Annotated in this window: 11 protein-coding genes; 6 read left to right on the top strand and 5 right to left on the bottom strand. The window is 31.3% G+C overall.

The annotated features are described in order from the left end of the window. Positions 1-284 precede the first annotated feature (284 nt). The 3 genes from asnA to AXG55_RS02645 all read left to right on the top strand — a co-directional run bounded on the left by asnA (position 285) and on the right by AXG55_RS02645 (position 7,516). Entirely contained in the window at positions 285-1,283 is a 999-nt protein-coding gene (gene asnA, locus AXG55_RS02635) for an aspartate--ammonia ligase (protein ID WP_148696591.1), read from the top strand. Between the two features lie 150 nt (positions 1,284-1,433). Then, on the top strand, positions 1,434-5,501 hold the full coding sequence (locus AXG55_RS02640) for a DUF4011 domain-containing protein (RefSeq protein ID WP_148696592.1): 4,068 nt from the start codon (positions 1,434-1,436) through the stop codon (positions 5,499-5,501). A gap of 104 nt (positions 5,502-5,605) precedes the next feature. Beyond that, positions 5,606-7,516 carry a fumarate reductase/succinate dehydrogenase flavoprotein subunit gene (locus tag AXG55_RS02645; RefSeq protein WP_148696593.1) on the top strand — a complete coding sequence of 637 codons (1,911 nt, stop codon included), beginning with the start codon at positions 5,606-5,608 and terminating at the stop codon, positions 7,514-7,516. A gap of 344 nt (positions 7,517-7,860) precedes the next feature. Here AXG55_RS02645 and AXG55_RS02650 read toward each other — a convergent pair whose 3' ends face one another. Then, positions 7,861-8,643: a GNAT family N-acetyltransferase gene (locus tag AXG55_RS02650; RefSeq protein WP_233231325.1), complete on the bottom strand. Its 783-nt coding sequence runs from the start codon at positions 8,641-8,643 to the stop codon at positions 7,861-7,863. Here AXG55_RS02650 and AXG55_RS02655 point away from each other — a divergent pair. Continuing rightward, positions 8,642-9,064: an SDR family oxidoreductase gene (locus AXG55_RS02655; protein WP_233231326.1), complete on the top strand. Its 423-nt coding sequence runs from the start codon at positions 8,642-8,644 to the stop codon at positions 9,062-9,064. The genes AXG55_RS02650 and AXG55_RS02655 overlap by 2 nt on opposite strands. 40 nt (positions 9,065-9,104) lie before the next feature. Here AXG55_RS02655 and AXG55_RS02660 read toward each other — a convergent pair whose 3' ends face one another. Continuing rightward, positions 9,105-10,385, bottom strand: coding sequence for a phosphoinositide-specific phospholipase C-related protein (locus tag AXG55_RS02660; protein WP_148696596.1), 1,281 nt, complete (start codon positions 10,383-10,385; stop codon positions 9,105-9,107). 214 nt (positions 10,386-10,599) lie between these two features. Continuing rightward, the gene (locus AXG55_RS02665; RefSeq protein WP_148696597.1) at positions 10,600-12,999 is read right to left on the bottom strand and encodes a DEAD/DEAH box helicase; all 2,400 of its coding nucleotides are present in this window, start codon (positions 12,997-12,999) and stop codon (positions 10,600-10,602) included. Between the two features lie 106 nt (positions 13,000-13,105). On the opposite strand from AXG55_RS02665, the gene secG reads away from it, so the two are divergent. Next, positions 13,106-13,543 carry a preprotein translocase subunit SecG gene (secG, locus tag AXG55_RS02670; protein ID WP_148696598.1) on the top strand — a complete coding sequence of 146 codons (438 nt, stop codon included), beginning with the start codon at positions 13,106-13,108 and terminating at the stop codon, positions 13,541-13,543. 112 nt (positions 13,544-13,655) lie between these two features. Here secG and AXG55_RS02675 read toward each other — a convergent pair whose 3' ends face one another. Both AXG55_RS02675 and AXG55_RS02680 read right to left on the bottom strand, forming a co-directional pair. Continuing rightward, positions 13,656-15,242: an SGNH/GDSL hydrolase family protein gene (locus AXG55_RS02675; RefSeq protein ID WP_148696599.1), complete on the bottom strand. Its 1,587-nt coding sequence runs from the start codon at positions 15,240-15,242 to the stop codon at positions 13,656-13,658. 212 nt (positions 15,243-15,454) lie between these two features. Further along, a complete protein-coding gene (locus AXG55_RS02680; protein ID WP_148696600.1) occupies positions 15,455-15,667 on the bottom strand; it encodes a hypothetical protein in 213 nt (70 codons plus the stop codon). Between the two features lie 239 nt (positions 15,668-15,906). On the opposite strand from AXG55_RS02680, the gene AXG55_RS02685 reads away from it, so the two are divergent. Then, positions 15,907-17,004 (top strand): transposase, encoded by a 1,098-nt coding sequence (locus AXG55_RS02685; RefSeq protein ID WP_233231089.1) that lies wholly within the window; start codon positions 15,907-15,909, stop codon positions 17,002-17,004. Positions 17,005-17,141: the final 137 nt, after the last annotated feature.

The raw sequence follows: 17,141 nt of genomic DNA on the forward strand, positions 1-17,141 counted from the left end.
TTACTTTTAGTTTGTCCCCTAAACAAAGGTGTATTGCAATGAGAGCAGCATGTGTCCGTTTAAAGAAGATGTGTGATTTTATATCATTTCCGTTATCTTTTTCTTCTCTTCACTCTGTTCTTTCAAATCGCAATTCTAATAATAATTACAATAATAATTAATCCCAATTAAATTTAAAATTGAATAATTTATAAAATTTCATGTTACTTAATGGTATTTATTTTAAACAATTTCCATTGAGTCCTGCTTTTTCACTGTCACAATCATCTATTTGAGGTGTTTTTATGTCTTTGTGTGTTTTATCGTGCGAAAAAAGTCCTATTTCTGCAGTGGAATTAAAAACTGCTGAAAAACAAATTCACTTCGTAAAATCTTTTTTTCCAGAAGTTTTATCGCAAGAGTTAAATCTTTCTAAAGTATCTTCGCCTTTATTTGTGGAATCGGGAATTGGGCTCAATGATGATCTCAATGGTGTGGAAAAACCGGTTACTTTTATTATTCCTCAGTATCATGCAGATAAAAAAATTGAAATTGTCCAATCTCTTGCAAAATGGAAAAGAATGATGCTCGGTATTTATGATTTTAGGTTGGGCGAAGGCTTGTATACAGATATGCGTGCTATTCGTCCCTTCGATAAAATTGATGCCACACATTCAGCCTATGTCGATCAATGGGATTGGGAATTGAGCATTTCAAAAGAACAAAGAACACTAGATTTCTTAAAGGAAACTGTTGAGAAAATTTATTCTGCATTAAAAGTAACAGAAAAAAAACTCTCAGAAATGTATGCTCAATTTGAAACTGTTCTTCCTGAAAAAATCACATTTATTCATTCTGAAGAACTTTTGGAACTTTATCCTCATCTTACACCTCAGGAAAGAGAAATTGAAATATGTAGAAAACAGGGTGCCGTATTTTTAATTGGTATTGGAGGTGACTTACAAGATGGAAAACCGCATGATGGAAGGGCTCCTGATTATGATGATTGGACAACGCCTACACATGATAAATTTAAAGGATTAAATGGGGATATTCTTGTTTGGAATGCTAAACTCGCATCGGCATTTGAGCTGTCATCCATGGGAATTCGTGTTGATGAAGATGCTTTAAGAAGACAATTGGAACTTAAGGGGCAATGTCATCGCAGTGAATTGCTTTTTCATTCAAAACTTCTTAAAGGGGAACTCCCTTATTCTATTGGAGGAGGAATTGGTCAATCGCGCCTTGCTATGTTTTTGCTAAGAAAAAGGCATATTTCTCAGGTACAAGCGTCTGTTTTTTAAGCAGATGAAAAATAATATTTAATGTAAAAATAAAATTATTTCTTTAAAATTGTTCATTGATTAGATTTATATTTGAATATATCAATTATAAATAAACAATTTCAAAAATAATTGAAGTTGTGCTAATTTGATTATATTAAAGAGAAGATCATGAACAATATCCAGCTGAAAAGACAGCTTTTAAAATATCGGGATTCCTTAGAAGGTTTTACGCCAAAAAACTCCTCCCTATTTTATAAGCATAATGTTTCAACGACAATTAACTTAACAATTGATGATAATGAAAATGTCGATATTTCTAAAAATGACTCACCAATCAATCGTCATTTGCGTTGGATCTCGAAAGAGTTTGAACAAATATTTATTGCTAAAAAATTTGATTTAAATAGCTATCTATTAATTGAAAAAAAATTAAATTCAAATCTATTTCAAAAGCTTGAAAAATTGACTTATATTTCTGAAAGCTATGAAAGAAAATTTGGAAACTCGTGTCTTTACTTATTGGGACCTTTTTTGTCCTGGCAAAGCAACTGTAATAAAACCAATGCCCCTATTTTTAAAATACCTGTTTATTTAAATAAAAATAGTAAAGATCAATATCATCTTTATTTTCATAAAGAGACTATTACTTTTAATGAAGTATTACTGCATTATCTCGAGTATTTTTTTAATATTAAATTTGATAGTGATAAAGAGTTTCACTCTGTAAATTATGCTTTTCATTATTTTACTGAAATATTAAGAAATCATGGTATATTTTTTCAATATCTAAACTATAAATATGAGTTTAAAGATGATTATGTTGATAATCAGTTTTTGATTTATGATTTTATGAATATTGATATTTTGGAAAATGAAAACCTATCTCTTTATAAAGATTATAATGAAATAGTTAAATTAAATGATGCTAGTAATATATTGCATGATTTGCTTAAAAAGGAGGATTTAAATCATGTTGAAAAAAATGAAAATAGAGCAGTATACCCAGATACGAAAGATGAATTAAAATATTTTATTTATAAAAATGAATTAAGGAATATTCTTGACATTGCAAAAAATGAAAGATCTGTAGTTCTATCGTTGCCCATTGGAGTTCAAAAAAATGATATTTTATGTGATATTATTTTAAATGCAGTTATTCAAAATAAAAAGGTTCTTTTTGTTTCAGAAAATAAAAATTACTTGGATTCACTATATCAGAAAATGTTAATGCATTCATTAAATAAAAATATTATTATAGTTAATGATAATCAATTAAATAAAGATGAAATATTTTCTGATATTTTAAAATTTAATGATGAAAAAAGTAATTATAATTTGGATGATGATTTTTTAAAAGTTATTTATGATAATGAAAAAATAAAAATTAATATAAATAATTTTTATAGCATGACGCAAGAAAAGCATTTGAAAAGTGGCTTAAAAAATGTTGAAATTATTCACAAAGCACTCAATGTAAAAAAAGAGCTATCTGATGAAAATATTTTCAAAAAATTTGGCCATATTGAGTGGGAAAAATTGTCTCAGATTTTAGCTGAAATTGATGGTATACAATATTTTTATAGTAGGTTGGATAACAGTCTTGATAGTCCTTGGATTTATAAGCACACAGAAACGACTAAAACAAAAGAATTATTTAATGTTTTATTAGAAATTAAAAATAATATTACTCAATTAAATTGTGAAAAAAAATATCTTAATTATAAAATATCTCAATTTCAACCTTTCAATGATTCTCTCGATTATCTCAATGAATATGCTGTTTTTATCAATAGAAATAATTTAGATCTTGAGATTTCATATGACTATAAAGAAATTTGGGAAAAAAATATTTCATGGCCCTCTGATTTAATAAATTATTCTAATCAAATAAAATTGCTTATTTTAGAAATGGATTTAAATAAAAAAGGTTATTTAGCGATAAAGCTGAATACAGATCCTACACTTGTATTAGAACTTGAAAAATATTTTTCACTGCCCCATAATTTTACTAAGTTTTTTTCAAAAAAATATTGGTCAATGTGTATGATGGTAAAAAATATCTGCCCTACCTGGGATGGTTCCCTGCAGCCGTTTATTCAATTTCAAAACTACTTAAATGCATTTGAAAAGCTATCATCTTTGGTTGCAGACATATCAGCAAAAAGTATTAATGATCCTTCAAATCCTAATCATGTAATCGAAATAGCTAATAAAATTCAAATCGATTTAGAAAAAATATTTCAAATTTTTTATGACGCTTCAATGATCCTAATACCAAATCACTTTAACGAAGCGACAAATTCCTATTATAGCTATAAAAATGTAATGCAAATTATTAGAAATATAGCCGACACGGTAAAAAATAGGGAAGAATGTGATTTCAAAATAGATGAATATTGGAATAGACTGAATAACTTCATTGATATAAACCGACTTAAAATATCTCATGTAGAGAAAAAAATAGCATTAATAGGTGTTTTAATAGATAGAATTGATGATATCGATTTTATCCATCAATATAATAATATTATAAATAAAATAAAAGACAAATTTGATATTATAAATTTGGATCTGAATATAATAGAGTCTTTGTCTCATCATCAAGGAAAGTGGAAAGATATTGTTTTTTCTTCCGTCATTGTAGGATGGTTTGGTGAAATTATTGCTGATTATCCCTCGATTAGAAATTTTGGAAAAATGCTATTTTCATATTATGATAATGAAATTATAAAAAATTATGCATATTATAATAGAAATAAATATATTTATTGTCAAAATGAAATATCAAAAAATTATCCTGATTTAACTGACAATAAAATTTTTAAAGAATTGTCAAATCAATTTTTAAATTATTTTTCTATAGGTAATCCAAATCATTTTAATGATGATGAATTTACATTGTTTCAAAAAATTATGCCTCTGTGGATGATGACTCCCCATTCTGCAAGTCGCTTTCTACCTTTGAAACAGGAATTATTCGATCTTGTTATATTCGATAATTTTCCCATTCATAGTATGAATAAGGCCATCCCTTTAATTTATAGGGCACAACAGATTTTTATTATTAAGGAAGCTCATCACTCTTCAATTTCTTCAAGTAAGGATGATAATTCGAGAAGTTCAGATAATATTGATAAAATAATTTTTAAAAATTCACTCCAATATGAATTTAAAAATACATCATGTCATCTCAATGAAGCTCTTTTAGCATTTTATAATGTGGCTCTATGTAAGGGTGATCTTTATTTTGCTCAGAGACCTATGGTTTTTTTATCGGAAAGTCAAATTCAATATATACAAATAAATACAGATTGGAAAAATAAAACTGAAGTTATTGGAAATCATTTTTTAAATCTGATGGAATCAAATCCTCATCAATCATTTGCTATTGTTACTATATCAATTGAACAATCTCTTAAGTATAATGATTATTTGACTCGTGTTATTCAAATTAATGAATTTATCCCATGGTCAATTCAGGGGTTTACTTATGTGAATCAACAAAATCCTCATGTAAAAATTTGTATCCAAGATATTGAAAATATGACTTTTGAACAGTTTGATAATGTTATTTTTATCATAGATTCTCATGATTCATTGTTGATAAAGTCAAAATTATTTGAAAATGATAATATCAATTTTTTTATTGCGAAAATAATATCTATTGTGAAAGATAAGTTTTATATTTTCTCATCCTTTCCATTAAATGATTTTGATACCAGTGAAAAGGCCTATGTCGATAATTATTATATGTGCCTATTGGGGCGTTTATTAAAATATTCTAAAGTGTTGAGTGAAGATAATATTGATGCCGCTTTTTCCATACTGAAATCTTTTAAAGGTAATAATAAATTATTTTCTAATAAAAAAGTGAATGAATTTTCGAATTATGTCAAATTAGAACTTGAAAACCTTGGCTATAAGGTTTCCGAATCTATTGGTTTTCATCATGTCTGCATCGATCTGGCAATACATCATCCTTTTAAGAAAAATCAGTATATTTTAGGAATTATCTGTGATGAAGGATTCCTATCATCAAACGAAAAGTTATCCGATACCACATTAGACATTCAGGTATTGACGAAATTAGGCTGGAATATTGAGAAGCTTTATTCCATCGATTGGCTAAAAGACCCTTTAGCAGAGTTGAATAATATTCATCTTATTCTTCAAAAAATCATGCAAATAGAAAGAGGAAATATTGTTGAGTATAATGAATTAAATGCTATAATTTAAATGGAAATTTTATGATATTTATAATGTATTTAAAGTAAGTACATGCTAAAATAAATTCGGTTCTGTAGCTCATTTTGAAATCTGATTTAAAAGGTGACTCAAAAATGCTCAAACACAATATTCCTAGCGGAAAAATAGAAGACAAATGGCAAAATCATGTATTTGATAGCAAATTGGTCAATCCTGCAAATCGCAAAAAGTTTTCCGTTATTGTCGTTGGAACAGGATTAGCAGGTGCATCTGCAGCATCATCGCTGGCGGAAGCAGAATATAAAGTAACTGCATTTTGTTTGCAGGACACTCCCCGACGAGCGCACTCCATTGCTGCTCAGGGCGGAATAAATGCAGCTAAAAATTATAAAAATGATGGCGATTCCACTTATCGTTTTTTTTACGATACCGTGAAAGGAGGCGATTATCGTGCCCGTGAAGCCGGTGTCTACCGTTTGGCAGAATTATCCTCAAAAGTTATTGATCACTGTGTGGCGACAGGTGTTCCGTTTGCGAGAGAATACGGAGGCCTTTTAGATAATAGATCCTTTGGTGGAACCCAGGTCGAAAGAACTTTTTATGCAAAAGGCCAAACAGGTCAGCAACTTCTTCTGGGTGCTTATCAAAGTATGATGCGTCAAGTTGCTGAAAAAAATATTAATATGCTGACACGTCGTGAAATGCTCGATCTCGTTGTCATTGATGGAAAAGCACGAGGAATTATTGTTCGTAATTTGGTCAGCGGAGAAATTGAAGCTCATCATGCCGATGCGGTTATTATCGCTACAGGTGGTTATGCCAATTTATTTTATCTTTCTACAAATGCTAAACCATCTAATGCTACTGCCATTTGGCGTGCCTATAAACGGGGTGCTTATTTTGCAAACCCCTGTTTTACACAAATTCATCCCACTTGTATTCCTGTATCTGGCGATCATCAATCTAAATTAACATTAATGTCAGAATCATTGAGAAATGATGGAAGAATTTGGATTCCTAAAAAAGCGAGCGAGGAGAGAAATATAAATGAAATTCAGGAATCGGAGCGCGATTATTTTTTAGAGCGCATTTATCCGAGTTTCGGTAATTTAGTGCCACGTGATGTTGCCTCACGAGCGGTAAAAAAAATATGTGATGATGGTTTTGGTGTGGGTGGGGCGGGATTATCTGTTTACTTAGATTTTAAAGATAAAATAAAGGAACGTGGTAAAAATTATTTAGAAGAAAAATATGGCAATTTATTTCAAATGTATGAAAAAATTGTTGGTGATGATCCTTATCAGAAACCCATGCGTATATATCCTGCTATTCACTACACCATGGGTGGTCTTTGGGTTGACTATAATTTAATGTCCTCAGTTCCCGGATTATTTGTATTAGGAGAAGCAAATTTCAGTGAGCACGGCGCTAACCGCTTAGGCGCGAATGCTCTTCTTCAAGGACTGGTCGATGGTTACTTTATTTTACCCGTTACATTAGGAAATTATTTTGCCAATTCCAATTTAAAAAAGATTCATAAAGAGCAGGAAGAGTTTCAAGAGGGTATTCAGAATACTCAGTTAAATATAAATAATCTTGTGAATATAAAAGGAAATCAACTTGCCGACGAAATACATGAAAAAATTGGTAAAGTAATGTGGAATTGTTGCTCTATGTCGCGCAATAAACAAAAACTAGAAGATGCTTTAAAGTTGATTCCAAGAATAAAAGATGAATTTTGGAATGATCTTAAAATTCCATCCGATGCGAACACCATAAATCAGGAATTGGAAAAAGCAGGTCGTCTAGGCGATTACATTGAGCTTGCTGAATTAATGTGCCACGATGCCCTTGCACGAGAAGAATCTTGTGGCAGTCATTTTCGGGAAGAATTTCAAACAAAAAATGGCGATCCCATGCGCGACGACAATAATTTTTGTCATATTGCTGCTTGGAAATATAATGGGATTAAAGAAAATCCTGAGCGCATAGTTGAAAAATTAGAATTTGAATATTGTAAACCTAGTTCGAGAGATTATAGATAAGCATGTTTCACAAAAAATAAAAATTATCATAATGATAAAAAATTATAAATAGATTAATTGTAAATTTTTCATCCAATTAATAAAAAAATTAAAAATATTTTTATTTTAAGAATAAATTTTATTGTTATGAATTAAAAATGTATATCAATGAGAGAATAAATATAGAATTAATAGTACTCTCCAATTTGAGTCAAAGGGTTCTATAGGTGGTTCAAGAGGACGTTCATGGGACTGAACTACCATTGGATTTTTAATTTTTTTTATATTATAGATTTTATTATTTACTTTTTTCTGCTTATATTTTAAGTATTATATTGTTTTTATTTAAATGTATTATAGAAAAATTAAAAGCGGAATTTAAATTCAAAGCAGTTATAATACCCTAATTCAATAAATCCCATTTTTTTATATAAATAAACCGCTTCTGGAGAAGATGCTGTTAAGCACATATGATCCGTTTGACGTTTTTTAGCATAGCTCAATAAATATTTCATTAGTTTATTTGCATGACCTTGTTTGCGATGTGCTTCATGAGTGATCACATCAAAAATCCCGCAATAATTATCTGCGAAAAATAGAGAGGCGATGCAAACAGCTTTTCCATCTTTGCTTAAATAAAAAAAGCGAAAGGGCTGATGCTCTCCAAGTCCAATTTCATGAAAAACTTTTAAATAATAATCGCGGACAAAAGGATCGTAGGCTTCAAGAACATCAATAAATTTTAAAATACCTTCTTTATCAATTACTTCAAAAATTGACTGTAGATTTGATTCATAAATATTTTCATTAAATTGATTTAATTCTATACACATTCCCGTTTCATTGGCTTCTTTAATAAATCCCATTTCAATTAATTGTGATTCCTTGACACAAGAAATTGTGTTTGGTCCCAGCCATAGGGCAAAAGGGTTGGGTGACAAAGTATCTATTATATTTTGTATCTTTTCTTGATAAGTTTCTTTATTGAGTTCTTTTATCCATGCGATATTGAACATGGAGGTTTTATATGGTGATTGAATTAATGTAAAATTATTTAATTTAATCACTTTACAATTGTTCAGTCGATTTGGAATATATGCAAATTTTTTTTGAATCGTATTTTCACATCCCGCTATAAATTTTCTCATGAAGAACGTCCTATATTTATCCCGCCTTGTTACTTTCATTCAAGTAAATATCAAAATATCTGGAGAGATGTCAATTAAAAGTAGGACTAGCGTTATTGTTACAGGAATTACAGGCTGTCTAGGATCGCAACTCGCGAAGCAATTTATTTTTAAAGGATATAGATTTGCTGGATTTGGTTCTTCCAAAAATAAAATACTACAATTGCAAGATGAATTTCGTAATAAAGGAGTATTATTGGTTATTGAAGTTTGTGATAATCAGGCTGTGTCACTATGGTTTTTTGATGTCATTAGACAAAATAAAAATAATTTTCCATATATTGTGATTCATGCAGTAAGTAAAATAGACGAACGAACATGCATAGCAGATTATCCCATAGAAATATTCAAAGATATTATTAGTGAACAGCTTCTACTTTAATTGAATTTTGAAATTTGCAGATCGAATTTTTTTAATACTATTATTCAATTATGACTCTATTTAAATTACTTTTAATTACGCCTCTTGGAGCATATTTTAATATGTAATAAGGATTGAAATTATAGGAGTCAAAGCTAGGAATGTTTATTTGATAGTCTAATGCAATATCTTCGATGATATCAATATGAGTGAGTTTTTGATTATTTTCATTATATAAAGATATTATTGTTTCTTTTTGAACTCCTTTTAAAATAGCACCTTGAATTCTTTGCGCGGGGCAATTTATTTCTTGAAAAGTGATGTTTCTTTTAAAAGAGGTCCCAACCCCGCATAAAATTTTTAATTCTTTATTTTCATTTAATTCATAGAATAGAATGCCACCATTATTTAATATATCTATATATTCAAATCCATTTCCTTTAGAAATATTATCGAGAGCAATATAGTTTGGTTTTTTTTGAGTTATGGGTCTACAGTATTTTTCATCTCTTTCAAATATATTTTCGAAACTGTTGTCTATTTCAGAGTGATTCGCAAAAGGAATTCCATGAAAATGATTCATAAGAAATAATCTATTCCACCAGAAATAAAAGGGGGAGGAGGTTTTTTCGTCTAATTGAATATTTTGCCATCTCGAGATGCAGGAATAATCGTGTGACAATATACTCTTTCCCAGGCTCCAGTAGTTTTCAATAAAAATGTCCTGACCAAAAATAATATGTACTTCTCCTGAGTTTGTTTGAAAAAATCCGGAATTTTCTTCATTTTCTGTAACTAGAATAAGTCTTTGGTTTTTTACAATCATTTCACTTATCGTCGGCCATTTGGTATATTCAATCCATTTTTGAGGGTTGAAGGTGTATTTACTTAAATTTTTTATCTTATTTAATGCGCTATTTAATTTGTCGCGTTTTGTGTGATCTTCTAAAAAAATTGTTATTATTTCGTGAGGGTTTCTATCTAAAAAGGGTATAATTATTTTATTCATAAGGTCTATAATGGTTCCGCCATTACTTAATTTACACACCTTATGGCACAAATTAATGGTGTCATTATATTCATAGAGATCAAGCATGAGACCTCGGACGCCCATATTTAATTGCCTTTGAATAGTGGTACCAAATTGGTTTGAAAATACCGTATCATATGAGTAGGAGTTATGTGATACAAGCCATGTGTGCTCATTAAAACTTTTGTTATAATTAGAAATGTAATCGTATTTTCCTGTAAACTTTTTTTTTATTTGCGCATGAGCGCAGTTATTATTTTGAAAAATCCAAATGAATAAAATAATATTTGATATAAATTTAAATTTTTTCATTTTTAAATTTCCTGACTGATTATTAGATTTTGAGAGTTATAAAAGATTTTTAGTAAAAATGACAATAGCTTTTTTTTCTTGAAAAATCAAGAATTAGAGTTAGAGAATTATAAGATTACTTTTTATGAAATTTATTTATTTTTATAACTAAGTTTATTGAATTGAAAAAAAAATGGTCTTCCATTGATATTTCAAAGAAGACCATTTTTTATGATTATTCTTTATTATTATCTTCAGGAAGTTTTGAAGGCTTTTTAAGTATTTTAAAGCGATCAAGTACTGTCGATAGTTTAGGAAGATTCTCTTGAATATTGTTTGCTACTGATTCCTTAGCGGCATGAGCTGCTGATTGAACGGCATCTTGTACTAAGGAAACCATAATATCGAAGAGTCCAGGACGTTTGGGTGATGTTGCTGTTTTTTGTGTTGTGCGATCTCTGCGTTTCTCGTTTGCGGCTTTTGCAGCAAGGCGTGCGGCATCGATAGCATCTTTGGCGCGTTCATCCCTACGTACAAATTTGTCGGAACCGGCGCGATTCATGCTGCTGTCAAACTGAGGCCTGTTACCTTGTTGATAGGCATTTTTACGCGGCTCGAATGGTTTTTGAGAAAAAGAAGCTGTCGAATGAGTTTTGCTTGTCGCATCTTTCGCAAAAGCAGCGTTTTCTTCTTTGTTTTCGCTTTCGGGACGAGGATAAAGCTTTGCCGAAAAAGCAGATGCTCCGGCTGCTTGAGGTGGTGCCACGCGCGTTGTGTTGCTGCTTTCCAGTTCATACTTCTTCGTTGTTTTTGGTTCCACTTTTACTTCAATTTTCGACTCAACTTTAGGTTGAACGATTTCTTCTTTTGTTTCTTCGACAACTTCGTCGTATACGACGCCAATTCGTTTGACTTTTCCACTTGGTTCTAGGGGATATTCGGAAATATCTTTTAAATTAAAATAATTTTTATCGGGAGTGGCAATATGGATTTTAAATCCTAAAGTATTTTCAATTGCTTTGATATTGAAGCCATAATCTTCACAAATAAAAGAAACAGCAATAGGATTTTTCGCGCCTTCAATTCTTGCAATACGCTTCATAAATGTTTCTGCAACATCAGGTAAATCGAAGTTATATATGCAATTGAGTTCTCGAATTCCTAAGGAATTGGCAATGGCATCGTTTGTAACAATGACATTGACTTCTCCGGAACGTATCGATTTTGCTAGTGAAACTTTTTTTTGCGGACTGAGCTGTGATGTTATGAGCTCGACTTTAATACCGTTGCCATGAAGTTTGAAAGCAATCCATTCGGCAACTGCTTTTGTATTAGCAAAAATAGCGGCACAGTTAGGTTTATGGGTTTTTAAATGACCTAATAAAACCTGGAATTTTTGTGTTGCTTGCAAAGAGTGTGCAAATTGCTTTGGATTTCTTTCTTTAATTTGGCTAGGAAGAGTGCTTATATACTCAGGATCTTCGAGAAATTTAAATGAAAACTCTCGTACATAAGGAGAGTTTTCATTTGATGTTATAATTTTTTGAGTTCTATCTTGGGAGAGCTCAGCAAGGGTTTGTTCTAAGTCAGCAATAATCTCTTCGTTGGTAAAGCTTTGTGCTTCCATGGCAAAACAAAGGCCAATGTTCTTGGATTTGATCGATTTGCTTTGCAATGCCGCATTCATACTTTTAGGAGTAGCAACAAGGACATCAATGCTCTGTGAAGTTACAGTGGCGTTGTCTTCGGCTTGAGAATTCTCATTTAGCTTAGCTACGGAAATGCCTAAGCTGTTAAAAATAGCTTGGCTCGCTAGATAAACTTCATCGGCTTTTTTCTGTGAAGGGCTTATAAAAAGCACAGAAGGGCATTGCGCTGTACCTTTAGGAAGGCTTTCAGAAAGAATTTTTGATGCGGCCGTTACAGTTCCAATGAGGAATCCTTCCACTTCTTTGGGCTTGAGAAGCAATACATCCGATCCGCGAAGAGTGGCGGGAAGTGCCTTTTGGAGAGTCTCATTAGGTTCTAAAAAACCCGCTTTTTTTACGGCTTCGATAATACTATCGCTCGCAATGAGATTTTCAAATGTTATGTTTTTTGTCTTTTTTTCCATTTCATTTGGCACGACATATTGAGGTGCAGGAATGGTATCTAAGGTTAAAATGAGGGGTTTAAACTTTGAGGAAAGTTGTTGTTTTGTTACTTTTTCTTCAAGTTTGTGTATCACTTTTTCAGGTGCCACTTCATTTTTTTGAACGAGTGATTCTTTTTGTGCCTGAACTTCAACCGCTTTTGGGGGGAAACTAGGGCTTATATCAGGAAACAAGGTTTCCTGTGGAAGCATTTCCACAGATTTTTTGGAGCTGGAAGCTGTCTTTTTCATTGTTTGAGGCTTAATTGCTTCTGCTTTTGTCACTTTTTCTTTTTTAGCAGCCACTTCTTTTGTTTTTTTAGGTGCTGCCTTTGTAGGGGATTTGGTCTCTTTCAAAGACTTAGTACTTTCTTGTTTTTTCGTTTTTGGCGCAGGGGCATCAGCCTTTGTGGAGGCTTTTTTAGACCTTATTGCAGAAGGTTTTGCCTTACTTGTTTTGTCTGTTTTCTCGGAAACTTCTTTTTTTTTGGTCATGCGTGTCATTTAATAAACCCACTTGGTGAAACGAACTTGAGAAATCTTCATTGCTGTGCAATACCTTTCTATCTTGAGTAAGGCATACAGCCTTTTCTATCCTGAGGATACTAAGATGATTTCAACTCTTCTGACAACTCTTTTAATCATAGATGCCTTAGTTTTGATAGTCCTAATTATTGTGCTTCAGCAAGGTAACGAAGGTGGACTTGGCGGAGCCTTTGGTGGAGGTAACACAACAGGCTTTTTTGGTGCAACCGGTGGCGTCAAACTTATTGTGAGAGCAACCTGGATGTGTGGACTTTTGTTTTTTATATTGGCCATCTCCTTGTCCTGGGTCAAAACTCACAACAAATATGACCTAAAAAATCAGCTTGAAAAAAACTTAACGGCTCCTGTCGTACCTTTGACCAATTCTGTGCCTTCGACAGCAGCTCCTGGGCTTCCGGGCACAACGGCTCCCGTAGTGCTTCCTAAAGCGGTAGAGCAACAGGCACCTGCTGCTCCAGTTCAGCCAGTGCCCACAGCAACTCCCGCTCCTGTAAAACCCTAATTTTTTATTAGGGTTTTTCTTTTAAGATTTCATATATTTTTTTAATAATAACATATTGAGTCTCTTGATAATCAAGGGACTCAATATGTTTATTTTATTTTTTAATTAAAAGTTATTGAACACTGGTAGTACAGTATTTTTTCATATCATCTATAGATATATCTAGTTTCTTTATCAGATCGACCCCTTCCAGTTTTTTTTGAACGACATAGGAAATCCAGCAGTGCGTATAACTTGTGGGATGGGGTGAGTTCCAAAAAATAGCAAATTTATTTATTTTGCCATCTGGTGTTTGGCAACTATTTTTTAAAGCAAAATCGTTCGCGCTTTTATCACTGCTTAAAATGAGTTTAGAGGCTTTTAAATATCCTGCTTTGTAACAATAATTTTGAATAAATTTATTGTCACTTCCTTCTATAGGATATTTTGAGTTCAATAATGAAAAACCATAGTCAAAATTTTCATTTGTATACAAATTTTTTCCAGATAATAATAAATCAAAATTTGATCCTAAATCAAGATAAGTGATATCAATTTCATCATCTAAATTTCTCTTTAGTTTTTTAATTCCAGTATCAAGATATTTATTATAATTTTGAATAACATTTGATATTTTTGAGGCAAATTCGGCGCGATCGGGCATGTCCGAGTTGTGTTTATTATAAAACATATCCATAACTAGGGGGGTTTTACCAAAGTCAGGTAAGTTTAGCACTAAAAAGTGATAAGCTCCTCGCTGTTGCAAAATTTCAATTTGATCGATAATATTATCTACCGCCCTTTTTGAAACTGTATTTGAGCCACCAATACTGTCAGGATAATCAAAAAAATCTTCAGTAAATTGTTCTGTTGTTAAGGTAGATATGTAATCATTTGCGCCAATCCAAATAATATATAGAGTATCCTTAGGGCGGGTTATATTATACGTTTTTGTTTGATAAGAATTAGCGGTTAAATAATTATTAATATAATTATTAATATAATCTTTTGAGCTTCCTGTTACGATATTTCTACCAGAAGATAAAATGTAATCCGTATAATCTTTGACATAAAAATTATTAGATCCTTCTGTTTTTGCACCACCATAGGAGAAATTTAATATGGGAATATTTGTTAATTTATTTAAATAGTCATTCCAAATAAATCCGTCAGAAAATCGTCCAAACCAGAAAGGAAAGTAAGGCATAACCTTTGTCCAGCGTTTTAAATTTCCTGTATCAGACAAGCTATCTCCAAAAACAACAATTTGTTTAATTGCGGATTTATTGTTGTCATCTTTTACGAATCGAATGGGATATTCAAATCCATCATAATTTGAGCGTGAAGCCTTTATGTCATAAAGTTTAAAGGTGGGTTTTGTTCTCCAAATAACAGTCCCTACTTCAATAGCATGATTGCATTTTTGCACGACTTCTTTTTGGTTGAGACGCAATTCGAGGAAAAATCCATCCTCAATAAAACCGCTGAGTTTGGTGTATTTTTGAGAGTCGTCATCAATTGCCCAATAAAAATTAGAACTTGCACCTGGAAAAATTGTACTCGGTCTCATTAATGAAGGATTTTTACTGTCTTTTCCTTGATTTGAGTCATAGTAATAACATGAAATATAATAATCAGCTGCTTGTGAAGATGTGAATGAAAGTAAGAAGAATATAAAAACAACTGCATTTAAGAATATTAAAAAGGTCTTTTTTTTCATAAGTAACCCCACTTATATTACATATCGTCAAAACATACTATTAATTAAATTTAAGCAATATTTATGCCATTGCTTTTATTTAGCATAAATGTTTGATAATTAAGGGGTTAAATTGAATAAAGAAAAGATAAAATAATTTAGAATTCACCTTTTAAAAGATGATCACTAGGTATCTACAATACCTAGTTTAAGCTAGTGTGATGATTTTATGATTACAGATTTATTTCGTAACGTACTAAGAGGTTTTTAGCAAAATCACGCACTGCTTTTGAGGAGTCATTTTGCGCAGCATACTCTATTTCCTCTTTAATTCCTGTTAGAGATAAATTTTTAAGTGATTGCATTCTTAATGTTTCTGAAGGATGTGAGTGTAATATTTTTTTTTCAATACTTATAATATCTTGATTGGGTTTGCGATAAGACAAGGCTTCTAAAGCAGAGAGTATAACAGTTTCGGAGGAATCCTTTTCTATAAAGGATGTATTATACTCCTGTTTATTTTGATTGTATAATGAATATTCACTTATGCCTTTTAATTTATATTGAATGAGGCAATTTAAAAATTCAGTGGATGAGTAATTTTCTTCGCTAGAAAAGCGAAAAGGTGTTTCTTCTGTGTTAATTATAGTTTTGCGTAAACAAATTAATGCAGGAGAAACATTGCATGGATATCACGATTTCTAAATATTGGCAAAGATTTAAAGACAAATTATTTCCGGAACCAGAGATTTATCTTGGTAATCCTACAGAAAGCCATCTTGAGCTGATGCTGATTTTGGATACAATTAAGATTGCTGATTTTTTTAATGATTACGCTTCCTGTCCTGGAAGAGGTCGTCCATCTTTGGATAGAGAATGTTTTGCAAAAGCATTTATTGCAAAATCAGTATTAAATTTACCAACTACAGTTTCATTAATTGATCGATTAAAAGTAGATATTGTTTTGAGAAGAATTTGTGGTTTTATTAACAAAAATAAACTCCCTTGCGAAGCCTCATTTAGCAATGCTTTTAAGGAGTTTTCTAAAACAAAATTGGCTGAAAAAATACATGAAGTAATAATAAAAAAATATCATAAGGGAGTTCTGGTTCACCATATTTCCAGGGATTCAACCGCCATTGAAGTGAGAGAAAAGCCAGAGAAAAAAGAAGCAAAAATTGAATTAAAGAAACGGGCAAGAGGGCGGCCTCGCAAAGGTGAATTCATTCTAAAAAAGGAACCTTCAATTTTAGAAAAGCAAAAAAATAAAAATTTAAATGAAATGCTTTTGGAGTTACCTGTAAATTGCAATATTGGATCTAAAAAAAATTCTAAAGGCTATAGTTATTCATGGATTGGCTATAAATTGCATATCGATACAGGGGATTATGGAATTCCAATAAGCTGTTTATTAACTTCAGCCTCGGTTCATGACAACAATGTTTCTTTACCACTTGAAATGATCACTGGTAATAGAATATCGAGCTTATATACCCTTATGGATTCAGCATATGATTCTAGCATAATAAAAGAAGATATTATTGCGAGAGGAAAAGTTCATGTTATTGAGCATAATCCTCGCAGAGGAGAAAAAATTGAATTCGACCCTCCAAAATCTGAACGCTATAAGTTTAGAGCAGGAGCAGAAAGAACAAATGCGCTTCTAAAAGATAGTTACGGTGGAAATTCAATAATGGTAAAAAGCCCATCTAAAGTAATGTGCCATTTAATGTTTGGTATTATTTGTATTTCAGCGATGCAAATAGCAAGAGCCATAATTTAAATTGATCAAATAAACTCTAAAATACAGATTACTCTTTTAAGAAATTTAGAGGAGTAAATTTATTTGCAATAAATAAGGAACTATTTATAAAAATACATTTATCAAATTTCTTTCAATTTATTTTGCATTATATTTGA

The organism is Silvanigrella aquatica (assembly GCF_001907975.1).
In the GTDB taxonomy this organism is placed as follows: domain Bacteria; phylum Bdellovibrionota_B; class Oligoflexia; order Silvanigrellales; family Silvanigrellaceae; genus Silvanigrella; species Silvanigrella aquatica.

Excerpts from the sequence above, each read along its gene's own strand:
- AXG55_RS02655 (WP_233231326.1), top strand. The coding sequence starts at position 8,642 with ATGAAGAACGTCCTATATTTATCCCGCCTTGTTACTTTCATTCAAGTA.
- AXG55_RS02640 (WP_148696592.1), top strand. The coding sequence starts at position 1,434 with ATGAACAATATCCAGCTGAAAAGACAGCTTTTAAAATATCGGGATTCC.
- AXG55_RS02685 (WP_233231089.1), top strand. The coding sequence starts at position 15,907 with ATGGATATCACGATTTCTAAATATTGGCAAAGATTTAAAGACAAATTA.
- AXG55_RS02665 (WP_148696597.1), bottom strand. The coding sequence starts at position 12,999 with ATGACACGCATGACCAAAAAAAAAGAAGTTTCCGAGAAAACAGACAAA.
- AXG55_RS02645 (WP_148696593.1), top strand. The coding sequence starts at position 5,606 with ATGCTCAAACACAATATTCCTAGCGGAAAAATAGAAGACAAATGGCAA.
- AXG55_RS02675 (WP_148696599.1), bottom strand. The coding sequence starts at position 15,242 with ATGAAAAAAAAGACCTTTTTAATATTCTTAAATGCAGTTGTTTTTATA.
- AXG55_RS02660 (WP_148696596.1), bottom strand. The coding sequence starts at position 10,385 with ATGAAAAAATTTAAATTTATATCAAATATTATTTTATTCATTTGGATT.
- secG (WP_148696598.1), top strand. The coding sequence starts at position 13,106 with ATGATTTCAACTCTTCTGACAACTCTTTTAATCATAGATGCCTTAGTT.
- asnA (WP_148696591.1), top strand. The coding sequence starts at position 285 with ATGTCTTTGTGTGTTTTATCGTGCGAAAAAAGTCCTATTTCTGCAGTG.
- AXG55_RS02650 (WP_233231325.1), bottom strand. The coding sequence starts at position 8,643 with ATGAGAAAATTTATAGCGGGATGTGAAAATACGATTCAAAAAAAATTT.